The sequence below is a fragment of the Jiella sonneratiae genome (genome assembly GCF_017353515.1).
In the GTDB taxonomy this organism is placed as follows: domain Bacteria; phylum Pseudomonadota; class Alphaproteobacteria; order Rhizobiales; family Rhizobiaceae; genus Jiella; species Jiella sonneratiae.
In genome coordinates this window covers 312,130-326,886 of record NZ_JAFMPY010000003.1, presented here as the reverse complement: position 1 = coordinate 326,886, position 14,757 = coordinate 312,130, and the positions used below count along the sequence as shown (strand labels likewise).

Annotated in this window: 13 protein-coding genes; 4 read left to right on the top strand and 9 right to left on the bottom strand. The window is 69.4% G+C overall.

The window, feature by feature from the left end; all coding sequences use genetic code 11:
* The 7 genes from J1C47_RS03770 to J1C47_RS03740 all read right to left on the bottom strand — a co-directional run bounded on the left by J1C47_RS03770 (position 1) and on the right by J1C47_RS03740 (position 8,868).
* On the bottom strand, positions 1-810 hold the full coding sequence (locus J1C47_RS03770; protein WP_207349381.1) for a phosphate/phosphite/phosphonate ABC transporter substrate-binding protein: 810 nt from the start codon (positions 808-810) through the stop codon (positions 1-3).
* A 52-nt stretch (positions 811-862) separates the two neighbouring features.
* Positions 863-1,828, bottom strand: a complete 966-nt coding sequence (locus tag J1C47_RS03765; RefSeq protein ID WP_207349380.1) for a fatty acid desaturase — start codon at positions 1,826-1,828, stop codon at positions 863-865.
* A 144-nt stretch (positions 1,829-1,972) separates the two neighbouring features.
* Positions 1,973-3,130: an NAD(P)/FAD-dependent oxidoreductase gene (locus tag J1C47_RS03760; protein ID WP_207349379.1), complete on the bottom strand. Its 1,158-nt coding sequence runs from the start codon at positions 3,128-3,130 to the stop codon at positions 1,973-1,975.
* Positions 3,131-3,432: 302 nt separating this feature from the next.
* Positions 3,433-4,623, bottom strand: coding sequence for an NAD(P)/FAD-dependent oxidoreductase (locus J1C47_RS03755; protein WP_207349378.1), 1,191 nt, complete (start codon positions 4,621-4,623; stop codon positions 3,433-3,435).
* A 10-nt stretch (positions 4,624-4,633) separates the two neighbouring features.
* Positions 4,634-6,241, bottom strand: coding sequence for an FAD-dependent oxidoreductase (locus tag J1C47_RS03750; RefSeq protein WP_207349377.1), 1,608 nt, complete (start codon positions 6,239-6,241; stop codon positions 4,634-4,636).
* Positions 6,242-7,513: a cystathionine gamma-synthase family protein gene (locus J1C47_RS03745; RefSeq protein ID WP_207349376.1), complete on the bottom strand. Its 1,272-nt coding sequence runs from the start codon at positions 7,511-7,513 to the stop codon at positions 6,242-6,244. It lies immediately after the preceding gene.
* The gene (locus tag J1C47_RS03740) at positions 7,510-8,868 is read right to left on the bottom strand and encodes an aromatic ring-hydroxylating oxygenase subunit alpha (RefSeq protein ID WP_207349375.1); all 1,359 of its coding nucleotides are present in this window, start codon (positions 8,866-8,868) and stop codon (positions 7,510-7,512) included. Before J1C47_RS03740 ends, J1C47_RS03745 begins: the two co-directional genes overlap by 4 nt.
* Before the next feature lie 90 nt (positions 8,869-8,958).
* Between J1C47_RS03740 and J1C47_RS03735 the strand changes: the two genes are divergently transcribed.
* Positions 8,959-9,960: a LysR family transcriptional regulator gene (locus J1C47_RS03735; RefSeq protein WP_207349374.1), complete on the top strand. Its 1,002-nt coding sequence runs from the start codon at positions 8,959-8,961 to the stop codon at positions 9,958-9,960.
* Positions 9,961-10,144: 184 nt separating this feature from the next.
* Here the strand turns inward: J1C47_RS03735 and J1C47_RS03730 are convergent, their stop codons facing one another.
* Positions 10,145-10,453 (bottom strand): FtsB family cell division protein, encoded by a 309-nt coding sequence (locus tag J1C47_RS03730; RefSeq protein WP_207349373.1) that lies wholly within the window; start codon positions 10,451-10,453, stop codon positions 10,145-10,147.
* A 223-nt stretch (positions 10,454-10,676) separates the two neighbouring features.
* On the opposite strand from J1C47_RS03730, the gene J1C47_RS03725 reads away from it, so the two are divergent.
* The 3 genes from J1C47_RS03725 to J1C47_RS03715 all read left to right on the top strand — a co-directional run bounded on the left by J1C47_RS03725 (position 10,677) and on the right by J1C47_RS03715 (position 14,032).
* Complete coding sequence (locus J1C47_RS03725; protein WP_207349372.1) at positions 10,677-11,639, top strand: formate/nitrite transporter family protein; 963 nt, start codon at positions 10,677-10,679, stop codon at positions 11,637-11,639.
* Between the two features lie 243 nt (positions 11,640-11,882).
* Positions 11,883-12,605, top strand: a complete 723-nt coding sequence (locus J1C47_RS03720; RefSeq protein WP_207349371.1) for a hypothetical protein — start codon at positions 11,883-11,885, stop codon at positions 12,603-12,605.
* 80 nt (positions 12,606-12,685) lie between these two features.
* Positions 12,686-14,032, top strand: coding sequence for a cytochrome P450 (locus J1C47_RS03715; RefSeq protein ID WP_207349370.1), 1,347 nt, complete (start codon positions 12,686-12,688; stop codon positions 14,030-14,032).
* Here J1C47_RS03715 and J1C47_RS03710 read toward each other — a convergent pair.
* Positions 14,029-14,733 (bottom strand): metal-dependent hydrolase, encoded by a 705-nt coding sequence (locus J1C47_RS03710; protein WP_207349369.1) that lies wholly within the window; start codon positions 14,731-14,733, stop codon positions 14,029-14,031. The genes J1C47_RS03715 and J1C47_RS03710 overlap by 4 nt on opposite strands.
* Between the last annotated feature and the right edge of the window lie 24 nt (positions 14,734-14,757).

Below are 14,757 nucleotides of genomic sequence, written 5' to 3'. Positions count from 1 at the left end.
TCAGGCGAGAACCGGATAGCCCGCCGCCTGCGCCTCGCGCTCGTACTTGAGGACGACGGCATAATCGTCCAGCGTGACGGGTTCGACGCCGCAGAGCCCGAGCGCCTCGGCCGCACCGGCGAGCGTCGGATCGGCCAGAGCCTCCGCAAGCGCCTGCCGCAGCAGCGCGATCTCCCGCGCCGAGGCGCCTGCCCGCGTCACGAAGGGCAGCGCCGGGCTTAGCGCCGTTTCGGCGATGATCCTGAGCCCGGCGACGCGCTCCGGCCGATGATGCTTGACGAGCCCGAAGGTGACGCAGTCGATCGCCGCGGCGTCGGCCCGCCCGGCGCTCACCGCCTCGAGGCTCGCGACATGGCTGCCGGTGACGACGACGCCGGCAAAGAACCGGCCGTTACGGGAAAGCGGCGCGATGCGGTGGCGGAAGAGGTTCATGCCGGAATTGCTGTCCGCCCCGTTGAGCGCCGCCCGCCGGCCGGAGAGATCGGCGAGGCTTTCGAGGCCCGCCCCGGCGCGCACGACGACGACGCTGCGATGCCGGGCTCCCTCGCAGCCTGGCCAGCGATAGACCGGAGCCGCCACCGGCGTCACCGCCTCGGCAAGCGCCGTCGCCAGCGGATAGCCGCAGGTCTGGGCGAGGATCAGCGCCGGGTCGCGCCAGATCTCCGAAAGCGGCCGCGCCCGGTCGAGCCGCTCGGGGACGTCGGTCATTCCCGCCGCGGCGAGCCGTCCGGCGACGCCGGCCCAGAGCGCGTCGTTCGCCTGCCGGAGCCAGTCCATGTCGTACATTCCAAGGCTCGCGACGCGGCTCATGATCCGCCCTTCCCGGCGTGTCGGGCGGGGCTTCCGCCGCCTCGACCGGCCGTCAGGCCGGCACGCTGCCGCCGCCGGAAGGCGTCGTCGGCGCCCGGCCGAGCGGATGCGCCGGCCGGTCGTGGGCGGCGACGAAGAAGCGCCGGAAGACGTCGCCATAACCCTGGTAGAGCAGGCCGCCATTGCCGTCGAGCAGCGACGCCCGGTTCGCGCGGTACCAGGACGGCAGGCGATACCACGGCAGCGTCGGATGGGCGTGGTGCGCCGCATGCAGGTTGTTGTTGAGGAAGAGCAGCGCGAAGACCGGCGAGCCCTCGACGACGGCGGTGCGCTTCGACACCACCCCTTCCGCCTTGTGCTCGGCAAAGGAGCGCACCAGCAGGAGCGCCGTCCCCGGATAGACGAAGATCGCCAGATAGGCGAGCGGCGACATCCCGCAGACGAAGACCAGCCAGGCGACGAGCACGGCACAGCCGAGAGCGTGGCGCGCCCAGATGACGGCGAGCCGGCGGTCGCCGGAAAGGATCGCCCGACCCTCCGACCACAAGAAGCGCGCGATCGACCAGGCCGGGCCGATCACCAGCCGCCCGGCGAGGCAGGTCTGGGCCTCGACGAGGCCGCGGGCGAGCGGGCTCAGCCGCATCCAGTCCGCTTCGGTGAAGTAGTGGGATTCGGGATCGTCCAGCGGGTCGGTCAGCCGTTCGTCGCGGTGATGGCAAAGATGCATGGTCCGGTAGCGCGCGAAGGGGATCCACAGCGACAGCGGCACGAAGCCGAGCGCCCGGTTGAAGGCCCGCCAGCGCGTCGGATGGCCGTGAATCACCTCGTGCTGCAGCGAGCCGTGCCAGGCGATCGTCCAGGCCGCCGCCGGCACCAGCAGGACGAGCGGGATCGCCGCATGCCAGACCGTCAGGATGCCCCACGAAGCGTAGATCACCACGGCGAGGCACAAGGTCGGCCATTCGATGGCCTGGCCGCGGTGGAAGGGTTTTGCTGTGATTCGAGGCGCGTTCGTCATGCGCCCATGATTCGGGCAGTCTTAGCCGGCTGACAATTCCGCACTTCAACAAGCCGTGATGAGAGTTATCCCGAAATCGCGCCAGACTCGTGACTTCTTTCACCACGCGCCGGGAACGATCCGCGATTTTCCGGCCGGCCCCGCCTATCCGGCGTGCTCCATCGCCGCCGCCTCCTCGGGCGACATCCGTCCGGCCGCCCATTTCGTCGTCGCTTCGTCCGACGCCTCGCCGGCGATCGCTGCGGCGACGCCCTCGCCCATCAGCGGTCCGAGCTTGAACCCGTGGCCGGAGCAGGCGCTGAGCACCCAGGCCCTGCTGCCCCAGGGCCTGACCTGGAACTCTTCGCTCGGATCGCGGGTGACGGTGTAGAAGCAGATCTTCCTCTCGATCACCCGGTAGCGGTCGAAATCGCGATAGGCGAGCCGCGCCGCGCGGTTCAGCCGGGCGAGATCGGCCGCAGTGGCGATGCGGTCGCCGTCGGCATCGCCGGCCCGCGTGAAGACGTGGTCGCCGATCTTCAGCCGGGTGCCGTTCTTCGGCGGCAGCGAGTAGGTGCCGCTCTCGGTCCCGAGATCGATCATCACCGGGGCGTTCTTCCAGGCGTCGACCAGTTCGGCCGGCGGGGTGAGATACATCACCGCCTGGCGCGACGGCACGACGCTGTCCGCGACGAGCGGCGTCAGCTTGTTCACCCAGGCGCCGGCGGCGATCACCACGCGGTCGGCGCGGTGGGTCTCGCCATTGGCGACGACGGTGCCGGCTTCAGGGTCGACCGCCTCGACCCGCGCGTCGGCGTGAAACGCGACCCCGGCATTGCCGAGCCAGACGGTGAGGTCGGTGAGGATGCGGATCGGAAACAGCATGCCGGCCTCTTCCGTCTCCACCACCTGCGTCAGGCCCTTCGTCTCGATCATCGGGAAACGCTCCGGCACGTCGGCGAGCGGCACCTCGTGGAAGCGCTTGCCGAGCGCCGTCATCGTGCGGGCCACCGGTTCGTACCAGTCGACGGGATCGCGCAGGAAGTAGAAGAGGCTGCCGGGCAGGAAGTGCCGCGCGCCGATGTCCTGAAACAGCCGCTCGTACATCCGGAATGCCCGCGGCATCAGATGGCCGTAGCCCTCCAGCGTGCCGTAGGCGTGCCGGGTGATCCGATGCTCGTCATAGGAGGAGGCGCGCGGATTGGGGATCGGCCCCTGCTCGAAGACCGAGACCCGGAAGCCGCGGCGGATCAGCGCCCAGGCGGTGGAAAGGCCGGCGATGCCGGCGCCGACGACGATGACGTGGCCGCGGGATTTCGTCATGGGATCAAGTGCTTCCTGTCGTTTCCGTGTGTTTCGAGCGAACCGCTCGAGGGACCGTTCCGGGGGAGATTACGCCAATCGCCGTGCAGCCGCACCCTCGCCTCAGGAGGCGCCGAACCTCCCCGCTTCGTCATTCTCGGGCCCCGTCCCGAGAATCCAGGGGCGGCTGCCGCCCCTTCTTCGGATGGCCCGTCCATGCCGCGACCCGTGGCGCCCGACGATCTCTGGATTCTCGGGACGGGGCCCGAGAATGACGACTGTCCGAGTTGCCGCGTCCCTTTTCAAAGCCGCCCCGTTCGACGTCATGCCGTACCGGCCCGGCCACCGGAAGCTTCCACCCTTGCCTCCGCCGGCTCCGGCGGCAGCCAGTTCAGATGCTCGCGCCAGTCGGCACGCAGGCCGTCGAAGCGCGCGAGCGACAATTTCGACAGGTCGGCGAAGCTGCATCTTCCGTCCACCACCAGGTCGCGGATGGCATGGCCCGACGCCGGCGACAGGCCGAAGCCGACGCTCGACATCGTCGCGACGGTGACGTTGCCGGGCGAGGACAGCCGCTCGATCACCGGCCGCCCGTCCGGGGTGTTCTCGACCACCCCGGCCCAGGAGCGGATGACGCGCGCATGCGCCGCTTTCGGCAGGAGCTCGGCGACCCGCCTGGCCAGGTTGCGGGTGACCGAGCCCGAGGGCTTCGGCGGCGCGGCGTCGAGCGCGACGTCGTCCAGCCATTCGTGCGGGCCACCCCCGTAAGCGAGATTGCCGCGCAGCGTCTGGCGGCCGTAGAGGCCGTGGCCGTCGACGCCGGTGAACGGCATCATCGCCAGCGGCTCGGTGACGATCATCTCGGCCCGCGCCGGCGCCATCGGGAGGTCGATGCCGAGCATCGCGAGGAGCTTGCCGGTCTGCGGGCCGGCGGCGATCACCAGGGCGTCGCAACCGATCGTCCCGGTCGCCGTCTCGATGCCGGTGACCCTGCCGCCGGCCGTCGCGATGCCGGTCACCGCCGTGTGCTGCAGGATCGTCGCGCCGAGATCCTGCGCCGCCCAGGCATAGGCCTGCGCGGTGCGCTGCGGATTGGCATGGCCGCCGAAATGAAAACGCACGCCCGAGACGACGTTGTCGCCGGCGAGCGGCACCAGGTCGCGCACGTCGTCGGGGCTCAGCACCTCCCAGTCGTAGCCGTCGGGAAGGCGCAGCGAGAGCCCCTCGTGGAACCTCTCCTTGCGCGGATCGACCTGGAAGATGATGCGGCCGCGCCGGTATTCCGTCGGATAGCCGAGGAGTTCGTCCATCTGCGGCCACAGACGCTGCTCCTCGTGGAACAGCGGGCTCTGATAGTGGGTGCAGCCGCCGCCGTTGCGGCCCGACGCCTCGAAGCCGACGATGCCCTTCTCGACCACGGTGACGGCAACGCCGGAGCGCGCCAGCCACCAGGCGGCCGAAAGGCCGGTGACGCCGCCGCCGACGACGACGACCGACGTGCCCTTCTCGCTCATCGCCCGCTCCTCAATAGGGCATGCCGGCGCGAAGCTGCTCGGCCTCACGCGTCGTGCCGATGTCCTCGTAGCCGATCCACTGGGTGGCGATGCCGAACCAGACGTTCCAGCCGGCATCCATCTCCGGGCTCTCCTGCCAGTCGGCAATGACCGACAAAGGCAGCGGCCGGACCGGCGCGCGATAGCCGGCGAGCGGCACCGTCTCTGGCGCGACACCGGCGCCGAGCGCCATCATGAGCGCCACCTGCTCGCGGCAGCGCCGCGCCTGGCAGGCACCCATGCAGACCCGGGTCAGCCGCTTCATCTGGTCCGGATTGACCGGGCCGTCCGCGGCGATCGTCGTCAGGTCGCGCCGGGCAAGGGCGTTGGAGCGCCAGTCGAGATAGCGGGGCGGCCTGACGCCGAGGAGGTCGCCGCGGGTGACGTCCTCGCAGATGCAGGCGAGGACGTCCGCGCCGCCGGTGCCGAGCATCGCGCGGGCGAAATCGAGCTGATAGTCGAGGCCGTTCATGGCCGCCGGCCGGTCCGCGGCCGCCCCGTCCGGAACGACGCCCGCCCCCGCCGTGCTCTTGCCGAGCGAGGCGAGCGCCGCCTGCCCGGCCCGCCGGCCGGACGCCGCGGCATCGCTGCCGAGGCCGGCACAGTCGCCGGCGACGAACACCTCGCCGAGCGACGTCGCGCCGTCGGCCGCGGCGACCGGGACGTGGCCGCCGCGCGCCGGCGCCATTTCGCGGGCGAGCCCGAGCACGTCGCAGAGTTCGATCACCGGCACGGTGCCGACCGCCATCACCACCGTGTCGCAGGCGATCTCGCGGCGGCTGTCGCCATCCCCGCTGCCGCAGACGACGAGCGCTTCGACACCCTCGGCGCCGCCCTTCGCCCGCAGCGGCACGTGGCCGGTCAGGAACGCGGCGCCGCGCGCCTCGAGCGCCGCGACGGCTTCCGCAGATCCCTGCGGCGCGTCCCGCAGTTCCACCAGCGCCGCGACGTCGAGGCCGCGCGCGAGCGCGCGTTCGGCCGTTCCGAGCGCCAGATCGCCGGAGCCGACGATGACGAGCCGCCGGCCGGCGAAGGCGTCGTAGCGGTCGAGGAGGGCGTGAAACGCCTGCGCGCCCATGACGCCCGGCTGGTCCGAGCCGGCGAAGGTGAAGTTGAGGTCGCGCGCGCCGGTGGCGAGCACCAGCCGGTCGAAGCCGACGAACCAGCTGCGCGTCTCGTCCGCGAGACCCGCAAGCCCCGAGGCGAGGCCGGCGAGCCCCGGCCCCTTCACCCAGGCGCCCCAGACGCTGGTCGACAGCTTCACGTCGACGCCCGCCTCGAAGGCCTCGGCGAGCGCCGGATTGCCCTCCAGCAGCTTCTCGACCAGCCGTTCCGGCGTCTGCACCGCATGGGTCGCCCGGCCGCCGTAATAGAGCGGCACGTCCATGCCGACGAGGCCGGCGGAGACCGGGTTCTCGTCGACCAGCATCACCGAGGCGCCGGCATTCGCGGCCTCGATCGCCGCAGCGCAGCCGGCGGCACCGGCCCCGACGACGAGGATTTCGACATGCTCGTCGATGGCAGCGGGTTTGCCGGCGATCGAGAAGCGATCGGGCGGCGGCAGTGTCACGTCGGTCATTCAGAATGCCTTCAGAGCCTGATCGAGATCGGCGACGAGATCGTCAGGGTGCTCGATGCCGACGGAAATGCGCAAGGAGGAATCGTCGACGCCGACCATTTTGCGGATCTCGGGCGGGACCAGATAGTGGGTGGTCGAGGCGGAATGGCAGATCAGGCTCTCCGTCCCGCCGAGGCTGACGGCCATGCGGAACACCTTGAGCCGGTCGAGCATGGCGAAGGCTTCGCGCTCGCCGCCCTTGATCCTGAACGAGAAGGTCGAGCCCGCCCCGCCGCACTGCCGGTCGTAGACCGCTTTGGCCGGCGAGCCCTCGTCGAGGAAGCCGAGATAGGTGACGGTCTCGACCTTTTGATGGTCGCGCAAGAATGCGGCGATCGCCCGGGCGTTGGCGTTCGCCCGGGCATTGCGCAGCGGGAAGGTCTCCAGCGAGCGGAGCAGCAGCCAGGAGGTGAAGGGATCCATATGCGTGCCGAGCAGCGTGCGCAGCATGCGCAGCGGGCCGATACGCTGCAGCGAGCCGGTGACCGAGCCGCCGAGAAGATCGGAATGGCCGCCGGCATATTTGGTGAGCGAGGTGATGCAGAGGTCGGCCCCGCATTCGAGCGGCTTCTGCAGCAGCGAGCCGAGGAAGGTGTTGTCGACGGAGACGACCGGCCGGGTCTGCTGCCGCCCGCCGAGTTCGTCGGCAAAGGCGGCGATCATCTGGATGTCGGCGATGCCGGCGGTCGGATTGGCCGGCGATTCGACGTGGATGAGGCCGATCGGCCCGTGCGCCAGAGCGGTTTCGGCCGCGGCTTCGAGGCTCATGCGGTCGAGGGCGTCGGCAATCCCCACCGGCTTGATGCCGAGCCCGGTCATCGGGCCGTGCAGCAGGCCGTGGGTGCCGCCGTAGAGCGGCGTCGTATGCAGGACCGACTGGCCGGGCTTCAGATGCGCCAGCATCGTCGCCGAGATCGCCGCCATGCCGGAGGCGAAGGCCGCGGCATCTTCGGCGCCGTCGAGCACGGCGAGCCGCTCCTGCAGGAGCTTGAGGTTCGGATGATCGAGCCGCGCATAGATGAAGGGCGCGTCCCTTTCCGGCGCCGGGCCGTCGAAATAGGCGCGGTGGACGTCCTTCGCCGCCGCGGCCGACGGATAGGCGAAGGTCGAGGAAAGGACGATCGGCGGCTTCACCGCGCCATAGGCCTCGCGCGGGTCGTAGCCGTAGCCGACGGCGAGCGTGTCGGGATGAAGGCCGGCGTCGCGCCCGTCCGGCGAGGTTTTCGCGCTCACGCCGGGCGCGCCGTCGGCTCGGCGGCGGTATCCTGGCCGGCAGAGGCGATGGCGGCGGCGGGGGCAAAGGCCTCGGTGGCCGGCCCGCTCGCAATGGGTGCCGCCGGCACGGCGTTCATCGCCTGCGGCCGCCGGTCGATGCCGGTCCGCGCGGCGATGAAGTCCTGCGCCTTCTCGCAATACCAGTCGATGAAGCGCACGACGTAGGATTCGCCGTCCTCGCAATAGGGGCCGGGCGTGTAGCCGAGCGAGTTGACGCCGCGCTGGTTGAGCTCGACGAGATCGCGGTCCTGGAGGTTGGTGACGTTCCACAGGGCGGTCAGCCGCTCGACGTCGTAGTCGACGCCCTCGACCGCATCCTCGTGGACCAGCCACTTGCAGGTGACGATGGTCTCGTTCGTCGCCGTGGGCATCGCCGAGAAATACACCGTCGTGTCGGCGGTCGAATGGCAGAAGGAATGCGGCTCGATCGCCCAGCGGAGCGATCCGACGTCGGCGTCCTCGCCGGCGATCATCAGCTTCTTCACCGCCGGCTGGCCGTCCATCGTCAGGGAGACCTGGCCCTCACGCAGCGGGAAGCGTTCGACCTGCCACCACGGGCCGAGATGCGGCCCCTTCTTCAGGCCGCAGGCGTCGAGCCGCCGGTCGAAGGCCTCGTGCCGCGGATCGCCGTCCTTGGCGAACTGCGCGCCGCGGGCCTCGCCGATCGGGAAGGTCAGCGCCAGTTCCGGATGGCCGACGGCGCAGTGGTAGCACTCGCGGGCGTTCTCCATCACCAGCTTCCAGTTGCCCCTTTCGACGAGGGTGTTCTGGTGGGCGAGCTTGGCGTTGTAAAGGCGATGCGGCGCGAGCAGCGGCTCGAGCTCTGCGCGGAAGCGCTCGAAGGCCGGCGGGACGTCGGCCATCGAGACGAAGATCGCGCCGGCGACCTCCTCGACATGGATCTTCTTCAGGCCATGCGCGCCGGGATCGAAGCTCGCCTGCATGTTGGCGGCGTGGACCAGCTTGCCGTCGAGGCCGTAGACCCACTGGTGGTAGGGGCAGGTCAGGCGCGAGCGCGCACCGGCGCCGTCGGCGCAGACCTGCGCCCCGCGATGCCGGCAGGAATTGTGGAAGGCCCTCAGCGCCCCGTCACGGTCGCGGGTGATCACCACCGGCGAGCGGCCGATGGTGAGCGCCATGTAGCCGCGCGGCTTCGGAATCTCGCAGGAGAATCCGGCGAGGATCCAGGACTGGCCGAAGATCGCCTCGAGGTCGAATTCATGGACGTCCGGACTGTTGTACAGGGCCTGCGGCAGCGAATGGCCGGGCTTGCGGCGGGCGAAGAGTGCCGCAATGTTGGACAGATCGGACATGGTGGCTCCTTTTGGTGCAAGGAGCTTGTCAGCGCTTGGAATCGGTTTCAAATACCGTTTTTCGATCGCCCTATCGAATTGAGGCAACGAATGCCGCTGCGCGCCGCCGATGCGGTCGACGAACCCCGGACGAAACCGAAGCCGGGCCCGGCGGACTTGCCGGGCAGCGCCCGGCTGTGGCTGCCGCTGAACGCGCTGCGGGCCTTCGAGGCGGTGGCCGAGCGGCAGAGCTTCACGGCAGCGGCGGCGGCGCTGCACATTTCCCAGAGCGCCCTCAGCCGGCATGTCGGCCGGCTGGAGGATCTGCTCGGCTGCAAGCTCCTGGAGCGCCGCCCGCAGGGTCTCGCCTTGACGCCGGCAGGCGCCGCGCTCCTGCCCGTCGTCGCCAGGTCCTTCGACGGCATCGAGACCACCATGCACGCGCTGCGGCGCCGGGCCGGCACCGGCCAGCGCATCCTGCGCGTCCACATGCCGCCGACCTTCCTGACCGTCATGGGAATGTCGCTGGTGCAGGAGTTCCGGCTCGCCTTTCCGGACATCTCGATCGACCTGTTCTCCTGGAACGGCGTCGGCCTGCCGCGCGGCGCGAGCTGCGACATCGCCGTCGTCTTCGACCGTCCGCGCTACGACGACGCCGTGCGGGACGCGCTGTGGATGATCGCCCAGACGCCAGCCTGCGCGCCTGAGCTCGCCGCGCGCTCGAAGGGTGTGGCGCTCGACGCCTTCCTGAGGAACAACGAGCTTCTCCACACCCGGCTCGAGGGCGAGCCCTTCGGCGTCCTCTGGTCGGCATTCGTCCGGCATTTCGGGCTCGACATTCCGGCCGAGCGCGGTCTCGCCCTCGATACCGAACGCCTGACGGTCGAATGGGCGATGACCGGCAACGGCGTCATTCTCGTCGACCCGGCGATGTTCAAGCGGGAGATCGACGACGGCCGCCTGGTCGTTCCCTACGACGCGGTCTCGGATTCAGGCTTCGGCTACTTCCTGACGGTTCATGCGGACGACATGTCCGACCCGGCGATCGCGCTGTTCCGCTCCTGGGTCATCCAGCGCTTCGCACACGTCCAGAAGGACGCGGTGCCGGCCTAGTGGATTGAATTTGACGGCTGAGCCCCGATCGGGTGAGGCGTCATGTCGAATGTCAAATTCGAAAAGCCACCCGAATCATGAACTTGGCTCCTGGTCTTTGGATTCCGTCGTTCGCTGCGCGGCGAAAGTCGGCCGGGTCGGTCGGCTCTTCGGGCACAAGGACGGCGCACCGCGACCGGTCCGCTCAGCGCAGAATGACGATCTCGTCCTCGCGGGCGACGTTGAGCGCCCGGCGGGCATTCTCGTCGATCATGTCCTTTTCGAGCGTCCCGTCCTTCATCGCCCGCACCCGGTGTTCGAGCGCGTCGCGCCGGGCGGTCAGTTCGGCGAATTCCGCCTTGCGCTCGGCGAGCTGCCGCTGCAGCGCCGCCTTTGCCTCGCTGCCATACTGGCCGGTCTCGGCATGCGTCGCGAAATAGGCGAGCACCGCCGAGGTCAGCGCCGGGACGACGAGCCTGCCGAGATAGGATTTGCGCTTCTGGATCGTGAGCATCGGTGCCTCCGCCGTGAAACTCGCACGCCCGTGGTTAAGCCCCCGTGAACGGCCCCCCATCGGACGTGAACGAGCCAGTTTGAATCGGCCGGCGCGGCGCGCCGATGAAATGCGCGTCAACGCCCCGGGATCCCGTTCTTTCAGGGGATTGGCGCCCTATCCTCGCCCGCGCCGACGGTTGTTCGCGGAAGGCTCCGGAACGTCTGGCATGGAACCCCGATTCATGGCGCGCGAAACCAACATCTCTCGTGACGACAGGCCCGAAGACGCGGACGAGGCGGAGAAAGCCCGCAAGGACCCTGAAGAATCCCTCGACAACGCCCCCTCCGAGGGCGCCACGATCCGCGACTTCTTCTCCTTCGAGGAGATCTTCGCGCGCGTCCTGTCGGTGGCGGATCACGAGCTCGACGCGACCAACCGCTATCTCTTCTGGAGTGGCCTCGGCGCCGGCGCGGCGCTCGGCCTCACCTTCCTCGCCCGCGTCGTCTTCACCGAGACCGCCCACGAGGCCGAGCCCGGACTTCTCGGCAACCTGCTCTATCCGGTCGGCTTCCTGATCATCGTGCTCGGCCGCTACCAGCTCTTCACCGAGAACACCCTGACCCCGGTGGTCCTCGTCCTGACGAAGCTCGCAAGCGTCGCCAACCTCCTGCGGCTGTGGCTGGTCGTCCTCGTCGCCAACATGGTCGGGGCGGTCGGCGTCGCGGCGATCCTCGCCTATTTCGACGTGCTCGACGCGCCGCGGCTCGAAAAGGCCGTGGAGATGGGCCGCCACGCCTACGAGACCGCCTGGTTCAAGATCTTCTCCAAGGCGATCATCGCCGGCTGGATCGTCGCGGCCATGGTCTGGCTGGTGCACAGCGCCCGCGACACGGTCTCGCGCGTCCTGTTCGTCTGGCTGCTGATGTATTTCGTCGGCGTCGGCGGCCTCTTCCACATCATCACCTCTTCCGTCGAGGTGTTCTTCCTCGCCTTCCGCGAAAGCGACGTCGACCTCCTGCCGCTGTTTCCGAACTTCGTTTTGCCCGTCCTGATCGGCAACACCATCGGCGGGGTGACTTTCGTCGCGGTGCTGAACTACGCGCTGTTCGCCGAGCACAAGGATTCCCGGCTCTTCGAGCGCTACGGCGAAAAGCTCGACTGGCGCGACTGGCTGTTCGGCATCGAGAAGAGGCATCGGCGCTGATCTCTGTGGGCGGCTCGGCGGGGAAAGTTCATCGCCGCGCCCGCCGGCCGCCCGTCAGGCATCGGCGACGCCTCGTCGGCGTCGCCGCCCGGGCGCCACTCCGATGAACCGGTCTTTTATCGAATTTCATTCAAATCCTTGGCATTAATATTGCCGAGAATTGTTCGGGTATGCTTCGATACATTTTCGGCGGAAGCGATCTATTGTGTCTTTCATTCACGCTCGAGAATGAAGGACGACGCAATGAAGAGCAGGATCTTCGTTTCCCTGTTGACCGCAGCGAGCACCGTTTCCCTCCTCGCCGCGCCGGCGAACGCCGGCGGCGCCCCCGTCGCCTGCTACCAGCCGGTGAGCGAGCCGGCGGCCTATGCGACGGTCGAGGAGAGCTACGTCGTGCGGCCGGCCGAGACCGTCTACGACGTCGTTCCCGCCCGCTACGGCTGGGGCACCCGCCAGGTGGAGGTCGAACCCGGCCGCGTCGTCGAGACGCCGGTCGCCGCCGAATACCGCTGGGTGGAACGGCAGGTCGTGCTTGAACCCGCCCGGGTGGTCCGCCACGCCGCCCCGGCCACCTATCAGACGGTCTCCGAACCGGTGCTTCTCGAACCCGGCGGCGCCCGCTTCGAATGGCGCGTCGTCAACGGCAAGCGCGTCTACTGCCGCGTCGCGGTCGAGCCGCGCTACGGATCGAGCGCCCGGACGATCGTCGTGCCCGGCCGGGAATGGACCGAGGTGATTCCGGCGCAATACGGCGTCTCGCGCGAAAGGGTGCTGGTGCGCCCGGCGACGGTCGAGCGCTACGTCGTGGCGCCGCGCTACGAGACCGTGCGCGAGTGGATGGTGATCGAGCCGGAGCGACGCGTCGCCCGGGTCATTCCGGCGCAATACGGCACCCGCCAGGTGACCGTGAAGGTGCGCGAGGAGCGCAGCGGCTGGCGGCAGGTGCATCTGCGCGGCTCCTGCTGAGCCACACACACAGGGCGGGACGGGGGGCGGCGCGGCAGATTCGCCGTTGCCTTCCGGACGCGGCGGCGCGATGACGCGGCATGGACCGTGCGACCGATCATGCCGCTTTGCCCGAAAGCTTCCACCTCGCGGCGGGAAAGCTCGCCCTCGACCCGCGCGATCCGAGCTTCTTCCAAAACCCCTACCCCGCCTATCGGGCGCTGATCGCCGCCGGCGGCACGGCGCATTGGGAAGCGGTCGGCGGTCTCGCGGTGGCCGGCCACGCCCTCGTCTCCGCCATGCTGCGCGACCGGCGCTTCGGCCGGGTCGTGCCGTCCGGCCCGGACGGGCGGGCGGATCCGTCGGGGCGGCCGGCGCATCTTGCCGACTTCTACGCCCTCGAGGCGAACTCGCTGCTCGAACTCGAGGCGCCGACCCACACGAGGCTGCGCGCCCTGTTGACCAAGGCCTTCGTCTCGCGGCGGATCGAGCGCCTCGCCCCGACGATCGGGCAGATCGCCGACGCGCTGATCGACGGCTTTCAGGACGGGGCCGAGATCGATCTCATCGGGCGCTTCGCCGCGCCGCTTCCCGTCATGGTGATCGCCGACCTGATCGGCGTGCCGCGCTCGGCCGGCGACGCGCTCGTCGGCTGGTCGCACGCCATGGTGGCGATGTACACGCCCGGCCGCAGCCTCGAAACCGAACACGCCGCCAACCATGCGTCGTGGGAATTCGCAGCCTTTCTCCACAAGCTCATCGCCGCAAAGGCGCGGGCGCCCGGCGACGATCTCGTCTCCGCCCTGATCGCCGCCGAGACCGAGGGCGGCGGACGCCTGTCGCGGGACGAGACGGTGTCGCTGCTCGTGCTTCTCCTCAATGCCGGCCACGAGGCGACGGTGCACCAGATCGGCAATGCCGTGAACGCCATTCTCCGCCACGTCGGGCACGAGGCCCGCGGCCCCGCCGGACAGAGCCCGGCGGCGTCGCCCGCCGGCCTCTTCGCCGACGCGGCCCTGGCCGAGGCCACCGTCGAGGAGACCCTCCGCTTCGACCCGCCGCTGCATCTCTTCGAACGTTACGCGCTGGAGCCGGTCGAACTGCCCGGCGGCGCAAGGCTCGAGCGCGGCGACAAGGTGGCGCTGCTGCTCGCCGCGGCGAACCGCGACCCTGCCGCCTATTCCGAGCCGGATCGCTTCATCCCCGCCCGCTTCCTCGGAACAAACCCGCCGACGCCGGTCTCCTTCGGCGGCGGCATCCACTTCTGCATCGGCGCGCCGCTCGCCCGGCTCGAAATGAAGATCGCGCTGACGCGGCTCTTCACGCGCTGCCCGGACATCTTTGTCGCCGCGCCGCCGCCGGTGCGCGACGCCTGGCATTTCCGCGGGCTGGAAAGCCTGCTCGTCGCGACGGCGCGGCAGGAGCACGGGCCGGACGGCCCGCGCTAGACCTCGAAGGGCTCGCCGACCTTCGGCGTCAGCACCTTGCCGGCATCGCCCTCCATCGCTTCCCGGAATTTTTCGGGGTTGGGATCGAGGATCGGCAGCGTGCCCCAGTGAATCGGCACGATCTTGTCGAAGGCGAAGTAGCGCCGGCAGGCGAGCGCCGCGACGGCCGCGCCCATGGTCAGACGGTCGCCGACCGGCACCATCGCGATTTTCGGATGATGCAGCTCCTCGATCAGCGCCATGTCGCCGAAGATGTCGGTGTCGCCCATGTGGTAGACGGTCGGGCCCGAATCGAAATGGAAGACGAGCCCGTTCGGCATGCCGAGATAAGTCACGGTGCCGTTCTCCTCGACCGAACCGGAGGAGTGGAACGCCTGGGTCAGGGTCACTGAGAAGTCGCCGAAGGCAGCGGTTCCGCCGGTGTTCAGCGGCTCGATCGCCTCGACCCCCTGCTTGTTCAGCCAGCTCACCAGCTCGAAATTGCCGACCACCTTGCAGCCGCTCTTCCGCGCGATGTCGACGGTGTCGCCGACATGGTCGAAATGGCCGTGGCTGAGGACGACGTGGGTGACGCCGCTCGTCGCGGCATCGACGCTATTTCCCTCGAAATGCGGGTTGCCGGTGAGGAACGGGTCGACCAGAATGACCGACGAGCCGGTGTCGATCCGGAAGGCCGAATGGCCGAGATAGGTGATCTTCATGGAGCGCGCCCCCTGTTGAGTGTC